At 55.2% G+C, this 23,162-nt stretch carries 21 protein-coding genes; 14 read left to right on the forward strand and 7 right to left on the reverse strand.

What is annotated here, in order from left to right; translation table 11 throughout:
• The first annotated feature begins 59 nt into the window (after positions 1-59).
• The 3 genes from ribB to GRF63_RS09105 are packed head-to-tail and all read left to right on the forward strand — an operon-like array spanning position 60 to position 2,704.
• Complete coding sequence (gene ribB / locus GRF63_RS09095) at positions 60-1,328, forward strand: 3,4-dihydroxy-2-butanone-4-phosphate synthase (RefSeq protein WP_160485704.1); 1,269 nt, start codon at positions 60-62, stop codon at positions 1,326-1,328.
• 3 nt (positions 1,329-1,331) lie between these two features.
• Positions 1,332-1,751, forward strand: coding sequence for a 6,7-dimethyl-8-ribityllumazine synthase (gene ribH, locus GRF63_RS09100; RefSeq protein ID WP_160485705.1), 420 nt, complete (start codon positions 1,332-1,334; stop codon positions 1,749-1,751).
• Positions 1,748-2,704 carry an aldo/keto reductase gene (locus GRF63_RS09105; RefSeq protein WP_202131665.1) on the forward strand — a complete coding sequence of 319 codons (957 nt, stop codon included), beginning with the start codon at positions 1,748-1,750 and terminating at the stop codon, positions 2,702-2,704. The genes ribH and GRF63_RS09105 overlap by 4 nt, the downstream gene beginning before the upstream one ends.
• 237 nt (positions 2,705-2,941) lie before the next feature.
• Here GRF63_RS09105 and eno read toward each other — a convergent pair whose 3' ends face one another.
• Positions 2,942-4,231 (reverse strand): phosphopyruvate hydratase, encoded by a 1,290-nt coding sequence (gene eno / locus GRF63_RS09110; RefSeq protein WP_160485706.1) that lies wholly within the window; start codon positions 4,229-4,231, stop codon positions 2,942-2,944.
• Positions 4,232-4,392: 161 nt separating this feature from the next.
• Between eno and GRF63_RS09115 the strand changes: the two genes are divergently transcribed.
• The 5 genes from GRF63_RS09115 to GRF63_RS09135 all read left to right on the forward strand — a co-directional run bounded on the left by GRF63_RS09115 (position 4,393) and on the right by GRF63_RS09135 (position 6,627).
• Positions 4,393-4,938: a hypothetical protein gene (locus GRF63_RS09115; protein ID WP_160485707.1), complete on the forward strand. Its 546-nt coding sequence runs from the start codon at positions 4,393-4,395 to the stop codon at positions 4,936-4,938.
• A 6-nt stretch (positions 4,939-4,944) separates the two neighbouring features.
• Entirely contained in the window at positions 4,945-5,403 is a 459-nt protein-coding gene (locus GRF63_RS09120) for a phage holin family protein (RefSeq protein ID WP_160485708.1), read from the forward strand.
• Positions 5,396-5,761 carry a hypothetical protein gene (locus GRF63_RS09125; RefSeq protein WP_160485709.1) on the forward strand — a complete coding sequence of 122 codons (366 nt, stop codon included), beginning with the start codon at positions 5,396-5,398 and terminating at the stop codon, positions 5,759-5,761. The genes GRF63_RS09120 and GRF63_RS09125 overlap by 8 nt, the downstream gene beginning before the upstream one ends.
• A 25-nt stretch (positions 5,762-5,786) precedes the next feature.
• Positions 5,787-6,278, forward strand: a complete 492-nt coding sequence (locus tag GRF63_RS09130; RefSeq protein ID WP_160485710.1) for a hypothetical protein — start codon at positions 5,787-5,789, stop codon at positions 6,276-6,278.
• 109 nt (positions 6,279-6,387) lie between these two features.
• Positions 6,388-6,627: a DUF4170 domain-containing protein gene (locus GRF63_RS09135; RefSeq protein WP_160485711.1), complete on the forward strand. Its 240-nt coding sequence runs from the start codon at positions 6,388-6,390 to the stop codon at positions 6,625-6,627.
• A gap of 183 nt (positions 6,628-6,810) precedes the next feature.
• On the opposite strand, the gene GRF63_RS09140 is transcribed toward GRF63_RS09135, so the two are convergent.
• The 3 genes from GRF63_RS09140 to cas1 all read right to left on the reverse strand — a co-directional run bounded on the left by GRF63_RS09140 (position 6,811) and on the right by cas1 (position 9,812).
• Positions 6,811-7,152 (reverse strand): hypothetical protein, encoded by a 342-nt coding sequence (locus GRF63_RS09140; protein WP_160485712.1) that lies wholly within the window; start codon positions 7,150-7,152, stop codon positions 6,811-6,813.
• A gap of 150 nt (positions 7,153-7,302) precedes the next feature.
• Positions 7,303-7,590, reverse strand: a complete 288-nt coding sequence (locus GRF63_RS09145) for a hypothetical protein (protein ID WP_160485713.1) — start codon at positions 7,588-7,590, stop codon at positions 7,303-7,305.
• Between the two features lie 1,151 nt (positions 7,591-8,741).
• Positions 8,742-9,812 carry a CRISPR-associated endonuclease Cas1 gene (gene cas1, locus GRF63_RS09150; RefSeq protein WP_160485714.1) on the reverse strand — a complete coding sequence of 357 codons (1,071 nt, stop codon included), beginning with the start codon at positions 9,810-9,812 and terminating at the stop codon, positions 8,742-8,744.
• A gap of 50 nt (positions 9,813-9,862) precedes the next feature.
• On the opposite strand from cas1, the gene GRF63_RS09155 reads away from it, so the two are divergent.
• From GRF63_RS09155 to drt3b, 6 genes are all read left to right on the forward strand, one after another.
• Positions 9,863-10,537 (forward strand): hypothetical protein, encoded by a 675-nt coding sequence (locus tag GRF63_RS09155; RefSeq protein WP_160485715.1) that lies wholly within the window; start codon positions 9,863-9,865, stop codon positions 10,535-10,537.
• A 106-nt stretch (positions 10,538-10,643) separates the two neighbouring features.
• Positions 10,644-11,219 (forward strand): hypothetical protein, encoded by a 576-nt coding sequence (locus tag GRF63_RS09160; RefSeq protein ID WP_160485716.1) that lies wholly within the window; start codon positions 10,644-10,646, stop codon positions 11,217-11,219.
• 17 nt (positions 11,220-11,236) lie between these two features.
• Positions 11,237-11,599, forward strand: a complete 363-nt coding sequence (locus GRF63_RS09165) for a hypothetical protein (RefSeq protein ID WP_160485717.1) — start codon at positions 11,237-11,239, stop codon at positions 11,597-11,599.
• A complete protein-coding gene (locus GRF63_RS09170; protein ID WP_160485718.1) occupies positions 11,596-14,688 on the forward strand; it encodes a hypothetical protein in 3,093 nt (1,030 codons plus the stop codon). Before GRF63_RS09165 ends, GRF63_RS09170 begins: the two co-directional genes overlap by 4 nt.
• Before the next feature lie 273 nt (positions 14,689-14,961).
• The gene (drt3a, locus tag GRF63_RS09175) at positions 14,962-16,197 is read left to right on the forward strand and encodes an antiviral reverse transcriptase Drt3a (protein WP_160485719.1); all 1,236 of its coding nucleotides are present in this window, start codon (positions 14,962-14,964) and stop codon (positions 16,195-16,197) included.
• Complete coding sequence (gene drt3b, locus GRF63_RS09180) at positions 16,190-18,166, forward strand: antiviral reverse transcriptase Drt3b (RefSeq protein ID WP_160485720.1); 1,977 nt, start codon at positions 16,190-16,192, stop codon at positions 18,164-18,166. Before drt3a ends, drt3b begins: the two co-directional genes overlap by 8 nt.
• A gap of 309 nt (positions 18,167-18,475) precedes the next feature.
• Here drt3b and greA read toward each other — a convergent pair whose 3' ends face one another.
• The 3 genes from greA to GRF63_RS09195 all read right to left on the reverse strand — a co-directional run bounded on the left by greA (position 18,476) and on the right by GRF63_RS09195 (position 23,151).
• Positions 18,476-18,943, reverse strand: a complete 468-nt coding sequence (gene greA, locus GRF63_RS09185) for a transcription elongation factor GreA (protein WP_160485721.1) — start codon at positions 18,941-18,943, stop codon at positions 18,476-18,478.
• Positions 18,944-19,042: 99 nt separating this feature from the next.
• Complete coding sequence (gene carB, locus GRF63_RS09190) at positions 19,043-22,366, reverse strand: carbamoyl-phosphate synthase large subunit (protein WP_160485722.1); 3,324 nt, start codon at positions 22,364-22,366, stop codon at positions 19,043-19,045.
• Positions 22,366-23,151, reverse strand: a complete 786-nt coding sequence (locus GRF63_RS09195; protein ID WP_160485723.1) for a hypothetical protein — start codon at positions 23,149-23,151, stop codon at positions 22,366-22,368. Before GRF63_RS09195 ends, carB begins: the two co-directional genes overlap by 1 nt.
• Positions 23,152-23,162: the final 11 nt, after the last annotated feature.

Consider the following 23,162-nt stretch of genomic DNA (forward strand, 5'->3'; position numbering starts at 1 on the left):
CCGCAGCCAATGTGATGCGTGAGACTTGCCATCACATTGCAATGTGATAAGCGCATGATATGAGCGACATTATCATAAACCGAGTCCGCGAGATTATCGCCGACGGAAAGATGACCCGCGCTGGCCTCGCCCGTGCTGCCGGTCTCCATGCAAACACCCTGCGCGATTGCGGCGAAGACGGCTGGAACCCCACCACCGACACGCTGAACAAGCTCGACAATTTCCTCACCGATAATGACGAAACGCCCGTCCTTGTAGGGATCGAGGAGATTATCGAGGAAGCGCGCAACGGCAGGATGTATATTCTGGTGGATGACGAAGATCGCGAGAATGAGGGTGATCTGATCATTCCGGGCCAGATGGCCACGCCCAATGCCATCAACTTCATGGCCACCCATGGCCGCGGCCTGATCTGCCTTTCGCTTACCTCACGCCGCGGCAAGGAGCTGGGCCTGGAGATGATGAGCAACCGTAACCGCGAAAGCCAGCAGACTGCCTTCACCGTCGCCATCGAGGCGCGCGAGGGTGTCACCACCGGTATCAGCGCGGCAGACAGGGCGCGCACGGTTTCCGTCGCCATCGATTCCTCCAAAGGTCCGGACGATATCGTCACCCCCGGTCATGTTTTCCCGCTGATCGCCCGCGATGGCGGCGTGCTGGTGCGCGCCGGGCATACGGAAGCTGCGGTGGACATCTCGCGCCTTGCCGGCCTCAACCCCAGCGGCGTGATCTGCGAGATCATGAATGAAGATGGCACCATGGCGAGGCTGGAAAACCTCATCGGCTTTGCCCGCAAGCACGGCATGAAGATCGGCACCATCCGCGATCTGATCGAATACCGGATGCGCAACGATCATCTGGTCAAGCGCACCAACGAAAGCACCTTCAGCTCTGATTACGGTGGGGACTGGCGCGTGGCCAGCTATCGCAACACGGTGGATGGCTCTGTCAATCTGGTGCTGCAGAAAGGCCATGTCGTACCCGGCAAGCCGATCCTGACCCGCATGCACGCCATCTCCATCTTCGATGATGTGCTGGGCCGCAGCGGCGAACAAAAGCGCGTCCTGCAACGATCGATGGCCGCCATCGGGGAGGAAGGCGAAGGCGTGATCGTGGTGCTGATGCCATCGAAATCGGCGTCTCTGGAAAGCGAGATCGGCACCGCCCCGCAAGCCAAGAGCGAGCTGCGCGAATATGGCATCGGGGCGCAGATCCTGGCCGATCTTGGCGTCACCGACATGATCCTGCTGTCCAATTCGCACCATAATGTTGTTGGCCTTGAAGGCTATGGCATTACGGTGGCCGAGACCCGCCCTATTCCGGAGTAATCAATGGCCAAGTTCCTTATCGTCGAAGCGCGTTTTTACGCCCATCTCAATGACATGCTGATCGAAGGGGCGAAGGCTGCGCTGGAATCGGCCGGGCACGAGGCGCAGGTGATCACCGTGCCCGGCGCGCTGGAAGTTCCTGGCGCTATCGCGCTGGCGGCTGAAAGCGACCAGTACGATGGTTTTATCGCCATCGGCGTGGTTATCCGCGGGGAGACGTATCACTTCGAAATCGTGGCCGGGGAAAGCGCCCGCGCGATCATGGCGCTGACGATGGACGGCATCCCCATCGGCAATGGCATCCTGACCACGGAGAACGAGGAGCAGGCGCTGGTGCGCGCCGATCCCGCGCAGAAGAACAAGGGCGGTGAAGCGGCACAGGCTGCGATCCGCATGCTGGAACTGGCCGAGAAATTCTCTTGAGCGGGCACCACGCCATCGCCGGCATTCCACTGGTTCTGGGCGGCAATGTGTTCGGCTGGACTGCGACTGGCGAGGAAGGTTTCGCCGTGCTCGATGCCTTTTACGAGGCGGGCGGCAGGATGATCGACACCGCCGATGTCTATTCAGCTTGGGTGCCGGGAAATTCCGGCGGCGATTCAGAGGCGTTTCTGGGGCAGTGGCTCACCCGCAGCGGTGTGCGTGAAGAGATGCGCATCCACACCAAAACCGGCATGTGGAGTGACCGGCAGCAAAACTCTCCCGGCTCGATGGGCGATCCCGGCCTTTACGAGCCTCAGCGAGTGCTTGCCCACCTCGATGCAACACTGGAGCGGCTGCAGATCGACAAGATCGATTTGTACTATGCTCACCGCGATTTTGAGGAGCTGGAGGTTTCGCAAATCGTCGACGCGTTTGAGGGCGCGATGCAGACCGGCAAGATCGGTGAGCTTGGCGCGTCCAACTTCACGGCGGACCGTCTGAAGGCCGCACTGGATTATGCAGAGAGCGCGGGCGCCACGCCTTTCACGGTCTTGCAGAACCAGCACAATCTTGTGGCGCGAGACGATTATGGGCCGGACCTGCAGGCGCTTTGCACGCAGCGCGATATCGCGATGCTGCCGTTTTTCGGCCTTGCCGCGGGTTATCTGACAGGCAAATATCGCAAGCCAGAGGATTTCGAACAGGGCAGCCGCGCCTACCGTGTGAAGGATTACGCGGAGAGCGGCCCGCCCGTTCTTGCGGTAATGGATGACATCGCCGCCGAAACCGGCGCAAGCCTGCCGGCCATTGCGCTGGCGTGGCTGGTGAGCCAGCCCGGCATCCCTGCCCCCATCGCCAGCGCGCGGAATGTGGAGCAGCTGGAAACGCTGCTGGAATTTACCCGGCTTGAGCTGACGGATGAACAATTGGCCCGGCTGACGAACGCTCTGTGAGCATCACACCCGATCACATTGCAGTGTGATGCCGCCGAGAAACGCAGCATCAGGGGCCAAATTCGTCACCAGAAATTGGGTACAGCAAGGGACAGGGAACGGCCACTAACGGCCGCATCTCTCCCTGAGACGCTGGAAAAGCGGGATTTGTGGGAAGGGAGGCAATCGCAGTTGCGACACCGCCCTTTCCCAACACATCGTTACGATGATTTGCCGACCATCACAGCCGCGATCCCATCACCGCGCAAGGCGGCCGAAGCAGCCGCGACCGGCGTAGACTGCGGAATCGCCCAGCTCTTCCTCAATGCGGATAAGCTGGTTGTATTTCGCCAGCCTGTCCGACCGGGCGAGCGAGCCTGTCTTGATCTGGCCGCAATTGGTGGCAACCGCGAGATCGGCGATTGTCGCATCTTCGGTTTCGCCGGAGCGGTGGCTCATCACCGAAGTGAAGCCAGCGCGGGTTGCCATGTCTACCGCGGTCAACGTTTCTGTCAGCGTGCCGATCTGGTTGACCTTCACCAGAAGCGAGTTGGCCAGGCCCTTGTCGATGCCCATCTTCAGGCGTTCCGGATTGGTGACGAACAGATCGTCGCCCACCAGTTGAACGCGATCACCGATCATGTCGGTCAGCGCTTTCCAGCCGTCGAAATCGTCTTCGCCCATGCCATCCTCGATGGAGAGGATCGGGTAATCATCGCACAGCTTGGCGAGATAGGCGGCCATTTCGTCACCCGTCAGCGAGAGCTTCTCGCCGGAAATCTCGTACTTGCCGTCACTATAGAATTCGGTGGAGGCGCAATCCAGCGCCAGCACCACGTCGTCTCCCGGTGTGAAGCCGGCCTTTTCGATGCTGGTCATTATAAAATCCAGCGCATCGCGCGTGCTGGCAAGATTGGGCGCAAAGCCGCCCTCATCACCCACGGATGTTGCCAGGCCCTTTTCCGAAAGGCCCTTCTTCAGCGTGTGGAAAATCTCGCTGCCCCAGCGCACGGCCTCTGCAATGGAATCGGCGCCGACGGGCATCACCATGAATTCCTGCACGTCGATAGGATTGTCGGCATGCTCGCCGCCGTTCACGATGTTCATCATCGGCACCGGCAGGACATGGGCAGACACGCCGCCGACATAGGCCCACAGCGGCAGGCCGCGCGAATTGGCCGCCGCCTTGGCCACGGCCATGCTGACGCCCAGGATCGCATTGGCGCCCAGCTTGCTCTTGTTGGCGCTGCCATCAAGATCGATCAGCGCCATATCGATGTCGCGCTGGTTTTCCGCATCCGGGCCCAGCAGCAGCAGTTCAGAAATCGGGCCATTCACCGCTTCAACGGCCTTCGTCACGCCCTTGCCGAAATAGCGATCCTTGTCGCCATCGCGCAATTCCACCGCTTCATGCGCGCCGGTGGAGGCGCCAGACGGGACTGCGGCCCGGCCAAAGCTGCCATCTTCCAGCAGAATGTCGACCTCGACCGTGGGATTGCCCCTGGAATCGAGAATTTCGCGCCCGTGGATGTCGATGATTGCGGTCATTAAAGTAAGCTCCTGCTGCCGTCCCCTTTGCGGGTGTCCCGCGCCTCCTATCCTCCGGAACTTTGCACTGCAACATGCGTTGATCCTTTGAACCGGGGTGTCTTATCCCCATAATACAATACTGAGGGACACCAGGCGTGTACCAAGGAAGGAAACCAACAATGGCCAAGCAGCCCACCGCAAACACCTCCACAGTCGCCGCAACGCCCACAGCGACCGAGACCGTAGCAGCCCCCACGACCACGACGACCACCACCAACCCCAATACTGCCGAGGCAAAGTCGCGCTTCAATGCAGCGCTTGACGAAGCAAAGGCCGGTGCAGCCGCGCTGGGTGACGAAGCCAAGCTGCGCGCCAGCGGCTATCGTGAAGAAGCCAAGGCCCGCGGCGGCGAATGGTCCACTGATGCGAAATCCAAGGCTGGCGAACTCGCCGTTGAAGGAAAGCACAAGGCCAGCGAAGCACTGACCGGCCTTTCCCGTGTGATTGACGACAACGTCACCACGCTGGACGAAAAGCTCGGCCCGAAATACGGCGATTATGCGCGCTCCGCCTCGCAGACCCTGCAGGACAATGCACGCAAGCTGGACGAAAAGAGCCTGGACGAACTGGCCAACGAATCGCGTGAAGCCATCCGCAAGAGCCCGGCAACCGCTGTCGGCCTTGCCGCAGTCGTCGGCTTCTTCTTCGCCCGCCTGTTCCGCTAAGAGACTGTGCAGGTCAGACACGACAGCGGCATCGAACCACTGCAACCCAGCGACGCCGCGCACGCAGCGAATTTTCCGCAGGACGGATTGGCGCACCCCGTCGATCCGCCTGCGGAAACGCGCTCTCTTGCAGATGATCTAGGGGATCTTTTCGAGGACGCCCGAACCTATTTCGATGCCGAAATGTCTTATCAGAAGTCCCGCGCGGGCTTCGTTGCCAATCGGCTGAAAAAGACAATCGCGTTCGGTGCGGTCGCCGCCTATCTGGCGGTTCTCGCCACGATCGGTCTCACCGTGGGCCTGATCATCGCACTCACCCCGCTCATCACCGCGTGGGGCGCCACTGCATTGGTGGTACTGGTGATACTTCTGGTGGCCTATCTGCTGGTCCGCAAGGCTGCAAGCGCATGGGCAGACATCAGGGCCGCTATGGCAAGTGACGAGGAGCCTGGCGACCATGACTGATCTGCAAACCCAGATGCATGAAGACCGCATGTTGCGAGACGCGGCAAAGCGTATGGTTAAGTCCGACGTTGCCTATGTAAAAGGCGATATGTCATGCAAGGGCCTGGGTGGCCGCTTCGTCGACAGGATCAAGGACGGTGCATCGGAACTTTCCGATAACACGCACGAATATGCCGATACGCACCGCGCACAAGTGGGAACCGGCATCGCAGTCGCCGTGGCCGCCTTCTTTGGCTGGAAATACCGCGAGCAACTGGCGGACGCCGTCTACGATCTTTTTCACGAGAAGACCCCGGTGGAAAAGGTGAGCGAGAAGGCGGAACAACTGGCGCGTGATGCCCGTTCCTATTTTGATTGAAACATAATTTTCCCGGAGAATCCCGATGAACGACCCGAAACGCGCCGAAATCAAGGCCCGCATCGCTGCCGCACAGGCACGCGAAGATGCAAAGGCACAGCAATCCACCACGCAGCGCATGGCTGACAAGGCCTCCGACGCCGGTGATGCGTTCACCAGCTTTGTGAAGGAACACCCCCTCGCCGCCGCAGCCGGCGGCGTTGCATTGGGCATACTGGTTGCCGGCATGTTCAAGGGCCCGCGCCGCGCAGCCGCCACCGGCGGTGCCAAGGCAGTTGGCCTGGCCGCTATCGGTGCCGAAATCGCCTCCGCATTCGCCAGCGAACTGCTGGACGATGCAAAGGATATCGGCCGCGCCGGTGCACGCCGTGCAGGCGATGTGGGCGATGCCATCGGCGATCGCGCCCGTTCCGTGCGCCGCGATGCGAGCTACAATGCCGATCGCGCCGGTGATGCAGCACGCATTTCCGCACGCGAAACCGGCAAGCGTATCGCCCGCGCATTCGGCCAGCGTTGATCACAACGCCGCATCTAATTTTTACAGTTCGAGTCCCCTTGCGCTCCGTGTCCTTTGGATTAGAGCGCGAGGGGATTTTTGTTTTCAGCCGTAACTGAAGGGCCATCGCATGTCAGAAGAGCACGACCACCAGCTTCTCCATCTCGTAATGGGTGGCCGCGTCACAGATCCACGCGGAGCGGAATTCCAGGATCTGAAGGATATTCACGTCGTCGGCTTCTTCGCCGATTTCGAAAGCGCGGAAGAGGCATGGCGCGGCTGGGCACAGCGCACTGTGGACGATGCGGAAATGAAATACGTGATCGTCCACCTGCACAAGCTGCTGGAGCCGGACCTTCCCGGCAAATAACCGCAGATGCAAAAAAGCCCCGCTTCGGCGGGGGGATAAGGTGATTGTTCGGCCTGGTCCATCATTTGACCACACTCGGTGATTTCACGTTTTCATTCGCCATAACCACAAGGCGAGCCGACTGGATGCTTTTGGCAGATTTGCCATGAACTCGGAACGTCCGAAAAGGGTGGGTAGCTGCCGTCAAGCTTCACCCCAATACGACTTAAAATCGGGGTGATCGCGAAACAATTCTTCGAAGCTCGGCTCCTGAATACCGAGAATATGGACCTCTCGCTCATCGAGCCCAGGCCAATCCTGTATAGAGATTGCTTGGCTTATCAGAGCCACCCCGTCCGCCAATTCCATCCGAAGGTTTTCACTGCGGTCCTCGATGTAATCGCCATCAACGACATTCGCGTGAAGATTCGGGCTGTATGTTGGAAAAGGTATGAATTTCGCCATGGCAACACCCATCGGCGGGTCTAGCGCGAATATGTCTGCTTCACCGATTGGCGAAGTCGCATCGTAAATAGTCACCTTCATTGTGGCTATGTGCACGAATTCACCAGTGTCCGCTATCGCGTCGTTAGCGGCTGGTCCGGTTTTCAGCCCGAACAGAGCGGAGCTGCCGGTCCGCTTGTGGAGTGACCACCGCATGGCGTGAGCGTCTGCAATTGGGGTGGAAAGCGGAAATCAATCTTTCGGTATAAGCGAGATGCCCAGTAGGCCGAGAATGAGGAAGACGCCGCCAATCGATAGGAAGAACCGAACGAGCTCCCAGACCTCTTCTTCTGTCAGATTGCGACCTTCATTTGTATAATGGATCGGCTCGCCTCCGAGGAAGTTCATGGCGGCAACAAGAGCGACGAAACTGGCCACTAACAAGCCAAGGACGAGCCATCGCCAAGCGATCCAGCGAAGCAGTGCGGCGCTTGGCTTCGGTGGCTTCTCGAATAACCTGAAATCGGAAATGATGCGCAACCTGATACCTTCCTCTCAACTCCAGGATACCGATAGTTGGCATGTCCGCAATCAGGTCGTTAGCTGTCAGGCGGCTTTCGGCTCCGAACGTGGCAAAGCTGCCAGTCCGCTCCTAGGCGTGTCGTCCCCGTCATCGAACGGCTGTTTGTGGGGTGGGAAGTAGACTGTCCGCTAGCCGCAGATTTCAGCACTAGCTGCCTAACGATTTCGCGGGTCAGCCAAGGCGATTGCCTCACCAGTTAGACACCCGTCCAACGCCTCCACTTCTCGTTGGCTGAAAGGCTCTCCGCGCCTTGAATACGCCCGCATCATGCGGGACGATCCATTATCGTGAACGTCAACCAGATAGTGTCGAACTGGATTGTCGAACCGGACAGCCTGATCCGACGGCGCTTTTCGATGCCGTAAAGTTAATCGCCCGCCCCAGTTTTGGCCGAGGCACATTCCGACCCAGTCGAGTGATTTAGCAGTCTTGCCTTGGAACGCGAGTCGGTCCGGAGATGGCTCATCTGTTTTGAATGGTAGGACAAAAAGGGCCACGAACAGCATAAGTCCAACTACGACTAGCCAAGGCATAGGTTGATTAAGCGAAACGCGTCGCATCCTTCCACTTATGCGATTTGGTTCGCTTTTGCGACCAGTAACATCAACTCGCTCGGTCCGATATCGGGTCGTTAGCGGAAAGCCCGCTTTCGGCTCAAAGCGTGGCAAAGCTGCCAGTCCGCTGTTTGGCGGAAAACCCGCGCTATCGAATGTCTGCTATTGGGGTGGGAAGCGGACGTTGCATTCAGGTCGGAAAGACATCACACCGCAAGCCATGTCCCTCTACAATAAATCATGGCTGTTCATGGCTTGGGTCCTCGTTGTCTTCTTCACGTTCCCAGTCTGGATGCCAGCACTTCATCGAACTTTGGGCGATCTTGGCATGCTGCTGGGACTAGCTTTCTGGCTCGGCCATGGAGTGGTGGCGCTGCTCGTATTCCGGTGTCCCGATTGCGGCCTCTCCCCATTCCAAAGCAACAAGGGCTTTTTCGCGTGGTCCACACCGTGGCCGAGGAAGACATGCGGTCACTGTGGTCGTAGCCATCGTGATGGATCTAATGACGGCTAAGGGGTCGTTAGCCGACAGACTGCTTTTGGCCCAGATTTGCCTATATCAGACCTGCCAGGTTTCGCGCCAATTGCGGCGATAGTCTGCAAACCCCATCTTTCCGCAATATAAAGTCCGCACCAGAGAACGTCTGTTTCCGGGCGAAAGCAAGAACGGCAGCATCGACCTTCGGCCTTTCCGGTTCAATAAGATCATATGCGAAAGCTGGAATTTCGCGGCGGTAATGATGCATTATTCCTCCAAAAGGATCGTAGCCATCACTCACCGCTTGAACCTGCAATTGCGCTAATCGCACGGTATAAGCGTAATTGAGCATGGCGTTGATTGGATGCGACGCTTTCCAATTTCGAGCTTTGCGACCGGTGAGAATTGAGCTGCGCGCCTGGTATTTCCGCCATGTGTCGGGAATTGGATAGCGGCTCTCTGCCTTCCACCTCAATTCAACTGCTTTCCAAGCCGCAAAATAGCGTGCTGCACATTCAGCTTCGACATTGCGAAGCTCATTCATTTCACCGAATTGCCGCTTTGGGAGATTGACCAACGTCTCATTGGCTTTGGCAATTGCCTTTTCCCGATATGAACTATCTGGGACATGCTTTCGCAGAGTTGTAAGGCTGTTACGGACTTTGTCGCAAATCAGCGTTCGGGCGAATTCCAAGCGCAATTGCTCATCGGATTGGGTCTTGTATTGCCATTGCAGATTTTCGGGATTGCCGATGAAGCCTGCGCCAGATGCATAGACTACCGGATCACCACTCCATTGAACTCTGGCGAGTGCAACGCCTTGCTCGCCAAGCCAACCTAGCACATCGAATGAAATTGAGCCGCTTCCATCCAATAGCAGGATCAATCTCGGCAATTGCAAATCGCCTTTGAAATAGCGGAATTGTTCTGCCTTTTGCGGGTAATGGCTAAAGCCTTGCCTGATCAGCAATGATCCTTGTTCAATTCGCAAGGAAGAACCGTGTCCGGTTAGAATTAGAGGCTGGGAAGTGCGCTCTCGCCGTCGCCGTTTTCGTTTCGACTTCGCAATGTTGCGAACCCAGAATTCGGATCTTTCGGCCCATTCGGAATGGTTTTCGATTGCGCGGAATTGCGAAGTTTCGAGCATTTACGGAAACTAGCAGAATTGCTGCTAATTGTCGTACAGATTAACGGTTAATGGCGGCTATTTTGGCATCGAATAGAGCAAGAGAGGCTTGGGAAAAAGGCACCGGGCTTGGCAACGCGTGGCTGCGCTTTGCTCCAGAGAATTTGGCGTCCGAATATGAGCGCGCTCCTGGCTTTTTTGAGAGCCTAGATCTCAATTCAAAGCCAGATAGCGGTTGGGAAATTCTGAAATCACTTTCGGATGGGCTATCTAAATCTCAATATCGGACAGAGCTCGAAAAGGAGATCAAGGAGCATCTCTTGGACGAGCTCTTCAACGACCAGCTCATCGCGACTGGATACCGCGAGCTTCCCTCTCCGGGTCAAAGCCCGGTTGTTATCAATCCAGCGAGATTTGAAACCGACGATCCTGATTGGCGTGAAGGAACTCTAGAGGCGCACGGATTCCGCTACGGACGAATTAGGATTACCGATCCAGCAGTGATGATAAACGGACTAAATTCAAAACCGAAGGGCGGCTCGAATTCAGCAATCGACAATGCAATCGCCCAATTGCTCAAAACCAATCCGGAATTTGCCGATTTACCTCGTAAAACGTCCTGTGATTTGGTTCGAAATTATCTCGGCGCTGCATATAAGCCAGGCAATGGCTTGAGTGATCAAAACATTTCAAAAGCAATTGTGCGCTTATGCAAACGAAAGCGAATTAATCGGAATTCCAATTAATTACCTCGGTACGTGAGCATAAGAGGATTCGCTCGAATCACCGTCTCTAGAGATTCTTTGACCGGTCAGCAGCAATCCAGCTGCGGGCAAGTCAAAGGAAATCCACGTGGCCCGCCAACGCGACTACAAAGCTGAGTATCAGCGCCGGATCGCCAATGCTGCCAAACGCGGTCTAAGCAAGTCTCAGGCACGAGGTCACGCCCGGCCCGGTGAAAAGCCTATTCGTGGATCGAACGTTGCTCGTGGCGACACGAAGCTCGAAGCGGCTCTCACAGCCCTCAGACAGTCTGGAACGCAGGTTGCAGCGGCTAAAGAGGCTGGAGTGTCCGTCGAGCGCTTCCGGCGCTTTCTTCGCGAAAACCAGCTTGCCGAGAGGCAGGGCCGCACTTGGCTAATCGATGATCGCGCCCCTCGTGAAATGCTTGTCCTGTCAAACGGCCAGGCGATGCAAATGCGGCTTGATGGATACGAACAAGCCTCGCTCAACGGGCGATATTTGTCAGCCTTCAAGAGTTTCATAAGCACCAACGACAGTGAGTTTCTGTCTGACTTTGTCGGGCTGTCCGTTCGCGACGCCAAAGGCAAACTCCACCCCTTCGAAACAGACGAGAACGCTCTCTATCGCCTTGCCGCATCGGGCAGCGAGATTTTTGAAGACATTTACCGGCTCATCACAATCTGAAGAAAGGAAATTGAGCAATGAAGCGCAACGATAAGGAGCGCCGCAAGCAGCAGCGGCTCGTAAAGCTTGGTAGCAATAATCCCATTTGCGGAATTTGCGGGGAAACGGATTGGCGGTGCTTGGACGCACATCACGTTGCGGATCATGGGCGCGATGATGTTACCGTCGCAATCTGCGCAAGCTGCCACCGGAAAGTCACCGATGATCAAAAGGATCATCCGGCCTTCGACGCAGGCGCTGATCCTACCTTGGACCGCATTGGCCATTTTCTAATTGGCCTTGCCGATTTGCTTTCAATCATTGTCGAAAAGCTTTTGGAATTTGCTCATATCCTCATTGAACTGGCAAAGCCGAGCGCAATTGCCGGGGACGCGCAATGAGCTCGCCGCCCATCACAGACCGCTTGCCCATTTCCATCCGCGCTTTTGCCGTGCCCGATGCCATTACGACTGGAAAAGCGAGAAAACGAACGCCCCGCTCAATTGCTTTGGCTGCGTCGAATTGGACTCTAATTTTCGACTGCGAGACATTTGCAGATGAGACCCAGTCATTGCGGTTTGGCACTTACCAAACTCGCAATGAGGGCGCATTGATGGAAAGCGGCATCTTCTATTCGCCGGAAAATCTGAGTGATGACGAGTTTGCGGTCTTGCGAAATTACGCTTCATCGCACGGCCTTGAATTGCTGACACATGGCGAGTTTGTCGAACACGTGTTTTTCCCCATCGGCTATGATTATCGCGGCACGATTGTAGGCTTCAATCTCCCATTCGACATTGCCCGCATTGCTCTCAGTGCGGACTCAGCTCGTGGCAAAATGAAGGGTGGTTTTACTTTTGGCCTGACGGAAAACAAAAAGCGTCCACGCATCCAAATCAAACATCTGTCTGCCAGAGCAGCGTTCATACAATTCGCAGCTCCGGGGAAAAACCGGTCGAACCACAGCGTGCTCAAGCGCGGCAAAACCGAACCAATCCAGCGCGGTCACTTTGTCGATTGCAAGACGCTATCAAGCGCATTGTTGGCCAAATCATTTTCTCTTGCGAGCTTGTGCGATACTTTGGGTGTGCAAAGTGCAAAGTTGAAATTCGAAGATTTCAACGCCCCTATCACACCTGAGTTTGTCGAATACGCGGTGCGTGACACACAAGCCACGTGGGAATGCTACTGCGCCCTGATCGATAAGTTCGACAAGCTAGGATTAGACGGCACAAGGCCGGAAAAAATCTATAGCGAGGCGAGCCTGGGCAAAGCCTGCCTGAAAGCCATGGGCGTCAAACCATGGCGGGAATGCCAGCCTGATTTCGATCCAGAGACAATCGGTAAGATTATGTCGACCTACTATGGCGGACGTGCTGAAATCGGCATCCGGCGCGAACAACGCCAAGTCATGCTTTGCGATTTCCTGTCAATGTATCCGACAGTCGGCACACTGATGAACCTTTGGCGTTATGTGATCGCGACAGGCATCAGGACTAACGACGCCACGAAAGATGCGCAGTCGACCTTGGATGCAGTGACATTGGACAACCTTGGCTCAACACGCTTTTGGCGAAAGCTATCGATGCTGGTTCGCATCAAGCCCCATGCCGACATAGTGCCAGTCCGGGCGCATTACGCCGATGCAGTACAAGCTACCATTGGCCTTAATTACTTCACCAACAAAAGTCCGCAATGGTTCACGCTTGCCGATTGCATTGCATCCAAATTGCTTACTGGAAAGGCGCCCGAGATTTTCGAGGCCATTGCGTTTGAACCGATGCGAAAACAGCGAGGATTGCGGGAATTTGAGATCAATGGCGAAGCTGACTTTGCAATCGACCCTGCCAATGATGATTTCTACAAGCGGCTAATCGAACTCAGGCAAGCCACCAAGATTAAGCGCCAAAGTGCGAAGGGCGCAATAAGAGAAGCCTTAGATACGCAGCAGAATGCGATTAAGATCATGGCCAGTGCGACGACCTACGGCATCTTTGTCGAGATGAATGTCGAGGATGTTATCACGGGCGCAATGGCCGAGCTTTTTGCAGGCCATGACGACAGCTTCACCGTGAAGCCTTCGAAGACCGAAAAGCCGGGAAGTTTCTTTCATCCATTGCTCGCCACGCTCATCACAGGCGCTGCGCGATTGATGCTGGCGATAACCGAGAAACTGGCGAGCGACCGTGGGCTTGATTGGTCATTCTGCGATACAGACAGTTTCGCCCTGGCTAAGCCTGAATTGATGGATGGGTCTGAGTTTACCGTTCATGTGCAAAGCGTGATCGATTGGTTTGGTCAACTCAATCCATACGACTTTGAAGGCTCGATCTTGAAAGGCGAGGATGTGAATTTCTCGCAGTCAGGAAATGGAAAGCTGGAGCCGCTCTATTGCTTTGCCATTTCAGCTAAACGCTATGCGCTGTATAATCTGGACAATGGTGGCAGGCCGATAATCCGCAAAGCGTCGGCGCATGGCTTAGGACATTTGCGAGCGCCATATAACGCGAACAATCCAGCCCCTTCAATCCCAAAGCCGCAAATCGATTTGGCAAAAGCGGGTTTGGCACTTTGGCAGCATGATATTTGGCTCAAGATCATTGAGGCCAGTTACACCGACAAACCGCACATGGTTGATTTGAGCTATCCCCCGGCACTCCAATTGCCAGCTATCAGCAGATACACCGCGACTTCGCCTGATTTGCTGCGTTGGTTCAAGCAATACAATGAAGGCAAACCCTACGCTGATCAGGTAAAACCCTTTGGCTTTCTGACCGGGCTAATGACCCACAGTATTGATTGCGAGCCTCGCGTAGTTGGCAGGCCGTCGATGCGTATAGGTTCGAGAAGCAATCTGAAGCCAATTTCTCCCTTTGAAACCGATCCGGCCAAGGCTGCGGAAAAAGCGTTTGATCGCAATACTGGATTGCCGGTGCCAATTGAAAAACTCAAAACATACGCTCAGGCCATCGCGCAGTATCATCTACAGCCAGAAAACAAGTTTCTGAATGGCGAACATAGCGATACCGGGAAGACGCAACGGCGGCACGTCCTGGCCACTTGCATGGCCCACATCGGCAAAGAGGCCAATGAACTGGATAAGCAGAGCACCTTAGGTTTTGATCCAGACGCTCAACCTTCATATGGCTACAGTCCAGCTGACATTGCAGAGCTGCAATCGGAACTGGCTAGACTATGCGAAGTTTTCAGCACTTATCAGATTGCTCGGCATGGCCGGATGAAATCGAAGCGGCTTTCCAATCTCCTCGGCGCGGACAGCAAATCGAACCTAGCCTCTATCGGCGCAGAGAAAATGCGAGCCCTTGTGAGGCACTTCGGTCACCGTGAACTTGCAGAGCGAGTTGAACTTGATGCGCTGGATCAGCTCGTTTCCGAAGGCGGATTGCGGATGACGGCGAGGGAATTAATGGTAGATCCTTCGAACTTGCGTAGAAGCATCAGGAGACAGGAGCGAAGGCTGCGTTCTTAAAAAGGCTCTCAAAATCGCACATGATTTCAATTGAGCGAAATTGGTGAAAAATGACCCATTCAGCTTCAATATCATGTCTTTAAGAAATCCCCGCTATTGACCCAGAAGCTACGTTAGGCTCTGCTATGAGAGCTCAACTGTAGCATGATGAACTCAGTTCTTAATAATGACCTCATTAAAAGGTGGCCGGTCTTTAATAACGGACTAGCGAACAATACATTTGCTGGTAGCGATGGGCTTTTCAGACAGTAAAGGGCATTGATAATTTGAATTATGTTTGATTCCACTTTGCACGCGAAGACACTCGCTAGGCAGATTCGCGCAACCGACTTTCACAGCCATCTTTGGTCTTTCTCGACGGCTGACCGAGAACCAATTGTTGATGCCGCCGTTCAACTCGTTAACAGCGGCTTCGCGCAAGTGGCATTACGACGTGAATTTCTAGGTGGTAAGTCCATCTATCAGCAGACATCGCTTGCTGAGACGTTAATAATTCGACAAATTTCCGAGGGCATTCGGCGTGTGACTAATGTCAAACAATCCGATCGTCAGTCGATCGTTAAATCCATCATCGCCCTTTCGCGTGAAGGAATACCATTTCACATTCTAAAATTCGACGTAAAATCTTTTTACGAAACTATAAACACGAACGCAATAATATCGACCTTGAGAGAGGACGCTGTGTTTTCTCGACAGTCAGTTAACGTGCTTAGCTCATTCTTCGACGCATTGCAGAATCAAGGAATTGATGGGTTGCCACGCGGGTTGGGGGTAAGCGCCACGTTGTCTGAATTTGCTATGCGCAATTATGATCGCCAGATGTCAAGCTTGTCAGGTGTTAGATTTTACAACCGCTTTGTAGACGACATTATTGTCGTCGCATTGGATGGAGCGGATCTAGAAACGATCAGCTTGAAGGCACGGTCCTGGCTTCCCGATGGCCTTGATCTAAACCGTTCGAAATCAGTTGAGTTCAATTTCAAGGCTCACGAGCGTGGCGCAACGCACGCGACCGAGCACCAGCTGTCTTTCCTAGGATACAGGCTGGATATCGGTGTCGCAGTAAGAGCCGAGAACGCGATTGAACGGAAGGTGGTTGTCGATATTGCCGACAGGAAAGTCGCCCGCCTAAAGAGACGTATCGCGAAAGCGATAATACAATTTAACGCCGATGGAAACTTCGCGGATCTTCACGGACGGGTGAAGTTGCTCACAAGTAACTACGGTTTTGCTGACCCTTCTTCAGGTCAACAGCGGTACTCTGGCTTAAGATACAACTACAGCTTGATCAATTCAATCCTGGCAACATCGCTGGACGAGTTAGACAGATTTCTAGTCAACGCAATAACGTCTCGACATCCGCAAAACAGACTGCGCCCAACTTTAACGACCGCTCAGCGGCGCAGTCTGCTCGGCTTTGGATTTCGAAGCGGGTTTGTCTCAAATCGCTTTTTTTCCTTTACGTACTCTGAGGTTCGCCACCTGACGAAATGCTGGTCACATGCGTAAGAAGCTCGTTGCAAAAGGTAATGTTCGGCGCGGTGATTTCATTCGCGTAGTTTTAACTGAAACACTCCCAGAGGAAGTACCACTAATATTCTCCAACGACGGATTTTATAGAAATCAAGCTACGATCACCAACATGACGAGCCAAGCGTTAGAATTCTTTGAGGTGCTTCTAAGCTCAGAAAGGCGTTACACTAAACCATATCGATTTAGTGTTCTCCGAGATAATTTTACAGCCCGCCGCCTGAGCCTTGTCCATCCGTCGGCCCAGTTAGCGGTTGCCAAATTCTATAAGGATTATGACAGTTTAATATGTCATTTTTCTTCAAAATCCCCGGCATCTCTGCGTGCGCCTGTCAAAGTCGGGGCATCGTTTTTCGTCCGTGGGACCCAGAGTGAGGTTAACCGCTTCAAAGCCGCAGGTATTGATACAGTCACGCTAGAGACAACCACTTCCAACCCAGCCTCATATTTTGCATATAATATGATCAACAGAGCGCACGAATTCTTCAATTCAAACGATTACATTCACCTTGAGAAAAAATTCGAGCTCTTTCGCACTCTAGACGTTAGCAAATGTTTCAATAGTATCTACACCCATTCTCTCTTTTGGGCAGTCGCCGACGTGGAAACCGCGAAGGATAATACCCAAGCTGTCGGGTTTGCCAATGATTTTGATCGCTTGATGCAGTCAATGAATTACAACGAGACGAATGGAATTTGCATCGGGCCAGAAGTATCAAGAGTGTTCGCGGAAATAATATTTTCTGAGATAGATAAGCGTATTATAGACTGTCTTTCTGATAAAGGATTAGTTTTTAGGTCTGATTATGAGTTCCGTAGATATGTTGACGATTTCTATATATTCGCGAAGAATTACGTCATCTTGGATAAAGTTTCTTCAATCGTGCAGACTACCCTTGGAGATTTTAATCTACATCTGAACTCGGGGAAAGCAGTGACAGTCGCCCGACCATTTGCGACATCGAAGTCGATAATAATCAAGGAAGTTAACGACGCCCTAAACGCGTTTCTGAAAAAAGTAATTTCCTATAGAGTTCAGGGTACTGATCGGCACGCAGTTTCACTACGTATTTGGCGCTCTGATGCAATAATTCGGTCTTTCATCAGCCAAGTGAAAGCGACGTGCACGATGCACAATACAGGTTACGAGACTGTATCTGACTATATTGTCTCTGCACTCAGCAAGCGGGTCGTGGAGCTTGCAGATGGCTATTCATCGGAAGGGGCCGAGCGCACCGAGGCCGCCCGAGAATGTATGATCGACGTCAATTTGGTTCTAATCGAACTCTGCTATTTCTTTTATACCGTGAACCCTACAGTCCGAGCTTCGCTACACGTTGCAAGAGCTGTGATCACCGCAACGCGGATTTTTAAAAACCATTTTCAGGATCGTTTGCCACATTTGTCGGAAAGCGTAATGCGCTGGACGCTAGACGTAGCTAAATCGGTTGCTCGTGGCGGCCGGCATCGTGAGTTAACTGCGGTACCCTTGGAGGTTTTGAACATACTAATTCCCATGAGTGAGGTCGTAGCAAACGAACCCCTCGTAGAGGACCTTATTGAGGAATCTTGCTGCGACGTAAGTAATTTCGAATACTTCGAAATTGTCACCTTCCTTTTTTTGACTGGCGGGCGACCAAGGCATCGCGATCTCATAGGCCGGTTGTTCACTCACGCTCGCAAGATCATCGACTCCGGTCCTGGTCTCTCTATCGATTCTCAATCGATCCATCTTTGTTCTGACCTATTGACCTGTCCCTTTTTGCCTCTGCCGAAGCGAGCCTCGTGGTTTAACCGGCTCAGAGGTAAAGTCGGCCTGCAGAAACTTTCTGTCGCTGATTCACAAGCGGCCGTTCGATCAATGGAAAACTTCCCTTGGTTTATCAAATGGGATGGCGTCGACTTGCTCAAATTATTGCGGAAAAAAGAGTTGAGTGCCATTTATTAAGTGATTAGATGGCTTTGGGCATCGTTTGCGCACTTGACGGCCCTGCCGTTTATTCTCCCGCTCGAAGGCTACCCCTTAGCACGTGGTAGCTGGGCAGCGACGATGAGCCATTGCGCACACACCAAATGTGCGCCGACGATGCCCACCCCACGAACGTTACCCATTCTAGATTGGTTCCGTGCGCTGTTAGCTAGCGCCATACTGATACCCTGAGAGATAGCCAGGTGTGGTCAATCCATCGCTCCCGCAGACCTATCACCTTATCCCCCCGCTTCGGCGGGGCTTTTCGTATCGGCTGTGGATGCGCGATTATTTGAATTCGATCTTGTCGATCAGGTAGAACTTCTCACCAGAAGGCACGGTCACCTCCACCTCGTCACCCACGCTCTTGCCGATCAGCGCGCGCGCAAGCGGGCTTTCGTAGGATACGCGGCCGACTTTCGCGTCGCTCTCCGCCTGGCCAACGATCTGGTAGGTCAGCGGCTTGTCATCCTCGTCCAACACGGTGACGGTTGCGCCGAACACCACCTTGTCTCCCGATAGCGTGGCGGGATCGATGATCTGGGCGCGGCTGGTCTTGTCCTCCAGATCGGAAATCTGCGCTTCCACCTGGCCCTGCCGTTCCTTGGCAGCGTGGTATTCGGCATTCTCCGACAGATCGCCATGCGCACGCGCTTCCTCGATCGCGTCCACGATCTTCGGGCGTTCCTGGCGCAATGCCTTGAGATCTGCGGTCAGCTTTTCATAGCCCTCCGCGAGCATCGGCACTTTCTGCATTGTAATCCCTGCTTTCTATGACTCTCGTCAATACGGATCTGACCCGCCCTTGTGGGCGGCTCCAGGAGCCGGATTGGAGGGAGAGCTGGTGTCTAGTTCCTATCCATAATAGTCTTGCAGTGATCGCACTTCAAGCTCGTCTGCATTTACGAGCGCAATCGCCAGCGCCGCCGCGGCCGATGCGGCGGCGGTGGTGTAGTAGGGAACTTTCATTTCCAGTGCCGATGCGCGGATGGACTGGCTGTCCTTGTGGCTCTGCCAGCCTTCGGTGGTGTTGAACACCAGCGCCACTTCGCCATCGCTGATCTTGTCGACGATATGGGGGCGCCCTTCGGCCACCTTGTTCACCCGTTCCACCGGCAATCCCTGCTCGGCAAGATAGGTTGCGGTGCCGCCGGTGGCGATCACTTTCATGCCCATCTCCACCAGCTGTTTTACCGGCTCCACGATCTGCGGCTTGTCGCTATCCTTCACAGAGACGAACACCGTGCCGGACTTGGGCAACAGGCTGCCTTCCCCGATCTGTGCCTTGGTGTATGCCTTGGCGAAGGTGCTATCTATGCCCATCACTTCGCCGGTGGATTTCATTTCCGGCGTCAGTACCGGGTCCGATCCGGGGAAGCGGGCGAAGGGGAATACGGCTTCCTTCACTGCCACCCAATCCAGCTCGCGCCGGATCTTGGGCAGATCTGCCAGCATTTCGCCCGCCATCACGCGCGCGGCGATCTTGGCGATCTGCGATCCGCTGGCCTTGGCGACGAATGGCACGGTGCGGCTGGCGCGCGGGTTCACCTCGATCAGGTAGACCTCGCCATCCTTCACCGCGAACTGGATGTTCATCAAGCCGCGCACTTTCAGAGCGCGGGCCAGCGCGTCTGCCTGGCGTTCCATCTCGTCGATGATGTCCTGCGGCAGGCTGTAGGGCGGAAGGGAGCATGCGCTGTCGCCCGAATGGACGCCCGCTTCCTCGATATGCTGCATGACGCCGGCGATCACCACGTCCTCACCATCGCACAGCGCATCGACATCGCATTCCACCGCATCGCGCAGATACTGGTCCACCAGCACGGGGCTGTCGCCCGACACTTCCACGGCGGTGTTGATGTAGTTGATAAGCTGCGCATCGCCATCCACGATTTCCATCGCGCGGCCGCCCAGCACGTAGGACGGGCGCAGCAGCACCGGGTAACCGATGCGGTGCGCCACGGCCAATGCCTCGTCACCCGAATAGGCAATGCCGTTTTCGGGCTGCTTCAGCTTCAGCTTGTTCACCAGCTTGGCAAAGCGTTCGCGGTCTTCGGCAAGGTCGATCGCGTCCGGGCTGGTGCCCAGGATCGGGATGCCTGCCTCTTCCAGCGCGCTGGCGAGTTTCAGCGGGGTTTGCCCGCCAAATTGCACGATCACGCCTTTCAGCGTGCCGCGCGAATGTTCCACGCGCAGGATTTCCAGCACGTCTTCCGCCGTCAGGGGTTCGAAATACAAGCGATCCGAGGTGTCGTAATCGGTGGAGACGGTTTCCGGGTTGCAGTTGACCATGATGGTTTCATAGCCCGCCTCCGCCAGCGCAAAGCAGGCGTGGACGCAGCAATAATCGAACTCGATACCCTGCCCGATGCGGTTGGGCCCGCCGCCAAGGATCACCACCTTCTCACGGTCGGATGGCCATGCCTCGTTCTCCGGCTCGCCAAAGCTTGGCGCTTCGTAGGTGGAGTACATGTAGGGCGTGATCGCCTCGAACTCGGCGGCGCAGCTGTCGATGCGCTTGTACACGGGCAGCACGCCCAGCTTCTGGCGCAGCTTGCGCACCTCTTCCTCGCTGGTAGCGCCGGCCATGGCGCGCAGGGCATCGTGCAGCAGGCCCGAACGCTTGGCCTGCGTCTCGCCCATGCCGCCTGCCACGCCGACAGAGCGCACGGCCAGCGTGGCCAGCCGCTTGTCAGAGAAGCCCATCGCCTTCAGGCGGCGCAGGTCATAGGCGTTGTTGGGAAGGCCTTCCGCGCCGATCATCCGCTCTTCGTAGATGATTTCCTCGATATGGCGCAAGAACCACGGATCGTAGAAGGTGATCGCCTGCACCTCTTCCACGGTGAAGCCTTCGCGGAAGGCCTGCGCGATGTTGAGGATTCGTTCGGGCGTCGCCTGCGACAGTGCAGCGGTGATGATCTCGCGGCTCTTGCCTTCCAGCTCCGGCACGCGGTTGAAACCGTCGAGGCCGGTTTCCAGGCCGCGCAGCGCCTTCTGCATCGATTCCTTGATGTTGCGCCCGATGGCCATCACCTCGCCCACGGATTTCATCGCGGTGGAGAGGTGATTGTCCGCGCCCTTGAACTTTTCAAAGGCGAAGCGCGGGATCTTGGTGACGACGTAGTCGATCGTCGGCTCGAACGAAGCGGGCGTTGCGCCGGTGATCTCGTTGGTGATCTCGTCCAGCGTGTAGCCCACGGCCAGCTTCGCCGCGACGCGCGCGATGGGGAAGCCAGTGGCCTTGGATGCCAGTGCGGATGAGCGCGAGACGCGCGGGTTCATCTCGATCACGATCAGGCGGCCATCCTTGGGATTCACCGCGAACTGCACGTTCGATCCGCCGGTTTCCACGCCAATCTCGCGCAGGCACGCGATGCTGGCGTTGCGCATGATCTGGTATTCCTTGTCCGTCAGCGTGAGAGCTGGCGCGACGGTGATGGAATCGCCGGTGTGCACGCCCATCGGATCGACGTTTTCGATGGAGCAGATGATGATGCAATTGTCCGCCTTGTCGCGGACGACTTCCATCTCGTATTCCTTCCAGCCGAGCAGGCTTTCCTCGATCAGCACCTCTGTCGTGGGGCTGGCGTCGAGGCCGCTTTTCACGATCCGCTCGAACTCGGCCTTGTTATAGGCCACGCCGCCGCCGGTGCCGCCCATGGTGAAGCTGGGACGGATGATGGAGGGAAGGCCCGTACGCTCAAGGATTTCGTAAGCCTCGGCCATGGTATGCGCCACGCCGCTGCGCGCGCTTTCCAGGCCGATGCCATCCATCGCCTCTCGAAAGCGCATGCGGTTCTCGGCCTTGTCGATCACGTCGGCCTTGGCCCCGATCATCTCGACGCCGTATTTCTCCAGCGTGCCATCGGCATCCAGCGCCAGCGCGCAGTTCAGCGCGGTCTGCCCGCCCATGGTGGGCAGCAGCGCGTCGGGCCGTTCCTTGGCGATGATCTTGGCGACAATCGCGGGCGTGATCGGCTCAATGTAAGTCGCGTCGGCAAATTCCGGGTCGGTCATGATGGTGGCCGGGTTGGAATTGACCAGGATGACGCGATAGCCATCCTCCTTCAGCGCCTTGATCGCCTGTGTGCCGGAATAATCGAACTCGCAAGCCTGCCCGATGATGATCGGACCAGCGCCAATGACGAGGATGGAGGAGATGTCAGTTCTTTTGGGCATTACAAATCTATACCAATCTGATCTTTGACGATGCGTTTTATAAGATCTACAATGAGCCCGACGCCCACCGCTTTTCCGATTTCACGAAATGCTTCCTGTGTCTCTTCGAGCGCCTGAATCACGCCAACCTTTACTTGAATGACTTTCAATTCGGCGCTCTTCCAAAGCGCTTGCGCTGCTTCCAGAGAATTTAGTAGCCGCTCTCTTTCTGCGGGAGTTGAACCAAATTCGTTGTCAGAGCGTGCAGTTTGAAATATCTCATCGAGCTTGCTGGAAACCTCCTTGTGCTCAGGCGAATTGTGATTGAGAGTGACTAAGCGATCAGCGGCTGGCACGATTTCTGCGACCACTTCATCGGACAAAATGCCAATAGCCGAGGGCCCTGAGCTCTCTTCTCTCGCGGCGCCTGCAGCATCCGGGTCGTCAACTTCGATACCCCTATGTATCGTCGCGAATACATCGGGATAATACCTGCGCCCAATCTCGCTGGCGATCCTGTGCGTTGGACTTTCATGAAGAAAAATAGGACGGAAATTCGCAAATTTTTTTTGATTGAATTTAAAGTAGTCCCCTGAAAGAGGCGTCTCTTTCTTCGTTATAACTCCCGATTCTTCTAACAAATCAAATATAAAATCCACAATTTCTTCGACATCTACTAAGTTTTCAGCCTTTTCCTTCGCCAAATTGCGAACGACATAATCTTTTATACAAGAGAGCAATTCCTCCTGTCGGAGAAAACTTTCGGCAATCTTGGGTTCACCATCAGCGGCCAACACAAAATTCAATCCGTGCTCCT

It is taken from the genome of Aurantiacibacter rhizosphaerae (assembly GCF_009807005.1).
GTDB lineage: Bacteria > Pseudomonadota > Alphaproteobacteria > Sphingomonadales > Sphingomonadaceae > Alteraurantiacibacter > Alteraurantiacibacter rhizosphaerae.

What these genes read in the sequence shown, in the direction of transcription:
- GRF63_RS09140 (WP_160485712.1), bottom strand. Translation starts at nt 7,152, where the DNA reads ATGAAGGTGACTATTTACGATGCGACTTCGCCAATCGGTGAAGCAGAC.
- GRF63_RS09170 (WP_160485718.1), top strand. Translation starts at nt 11,596, where the DNA reads ATGAGCTCGCCGCCCATCACAGACCGCTTGCCCATTTCCATCCGCGCT.
- GRF63_RS09115 (WP_160485707.1), top strand. Translation starts at nt 4,393, where the DNA reads ATGGCCAAGCAGCCCACCGCAAACACCTCCACAGTCGCCGCAACGCCC.
- eno (WP_160485706.1), bottom strand. Translation starts at nt 4,231, where the DNA reads ATGACCGCAATCATCGACATCCACGGGCGCGAAATTCTCGATTCCAGG.
- drt3a (WP_160485719.1), top strand. Translation starts at nt 14,962, where the DNA reads ATGTTTGATTCCACTTTGCACGCGAAGACACTCGCTAGGCAGATTCGC.
- cas1 (WP_160485714.1), bottom strand. Translation starts at nt 9,812, where the DNA reads ATGCTCGAAACTTCGCAATTCCGCGCAATCGAAAACCATTCCGAATGG.
- GRF63_RS09155 (WP_160485715.1), top strand. Translation starts at nt 9,863, where the DNA reads ATGGCGGCTATTTTGGCATCGAATAGAGCAAGAGAGGCTTGGGAAAAA.
- drt3b (WP_160485720.1), top strand. Translation starts at nt 16,190, where the DNA reads ATGCGTAAGAAGCTCGTTGCAAAAGGTAATGTTCGGCGCGGTGATTTC.
- carB (WP_160485722.1), bottom strand. Translation starts at nt 22,366, where the DNA reads ATGCCCAAAAGAACTGACATCTCCTCCATCCTCGTCATTGGCGCTGGT.
- GRF63_RS09135 (WP_160485711.1), top strand. Translation starts at nt 6,388, where the DNA reads ATGTCAGAAGAGCACGACCACCAGCTTCTCCATCTCGTAATGGGTGGC.
- GRF63_RS09125 (WP_160485709.1), top strand. Translation starts at nt 5,396, where the DNA reads ATGACTGATCTGCAAACCCAGATGCATGAAGACCGCATGTTGCGAGAC.
- greA (WP_160485721.1), bottom strand. Translation starts at nt 18,943, where the DNA reads ATGCAGAAAGTGCCGATGCTCGCGGAGGGCTATGAAAAGCTGACCGCA.
- GRF63_RS09165 (WP_160485717.1), top strand. Translation starts at nt 11,237, where the DNA reads ATGAAGCGCAACGATAAGGAGCGCCGCAAGCAGCAGCGGCTCGTAAAG.
- GRF63_RS09130 (WP_160485710.1), top strand. Translation starts at nt 5,787, where the DNA reads ATGAACGACCCGAAACGCGCCGAAATCAAGGCCCGCATCGCTGCCGCA.
- ribB (WP_160485704.1), top strand. Translation starts at nt 60, where the DNA reads ATGAGCGACATTATCATAAACCGAGTCCGCGAGATTATCGCCGACGGA.
- ribH (WP_160485705.1), top strand. Translation starts at nt 1,332, where the DNA reads ATGGCCAAGTTCCTTATCGTCGAAGCGCGTTTTTACGCCCATCTCAAT.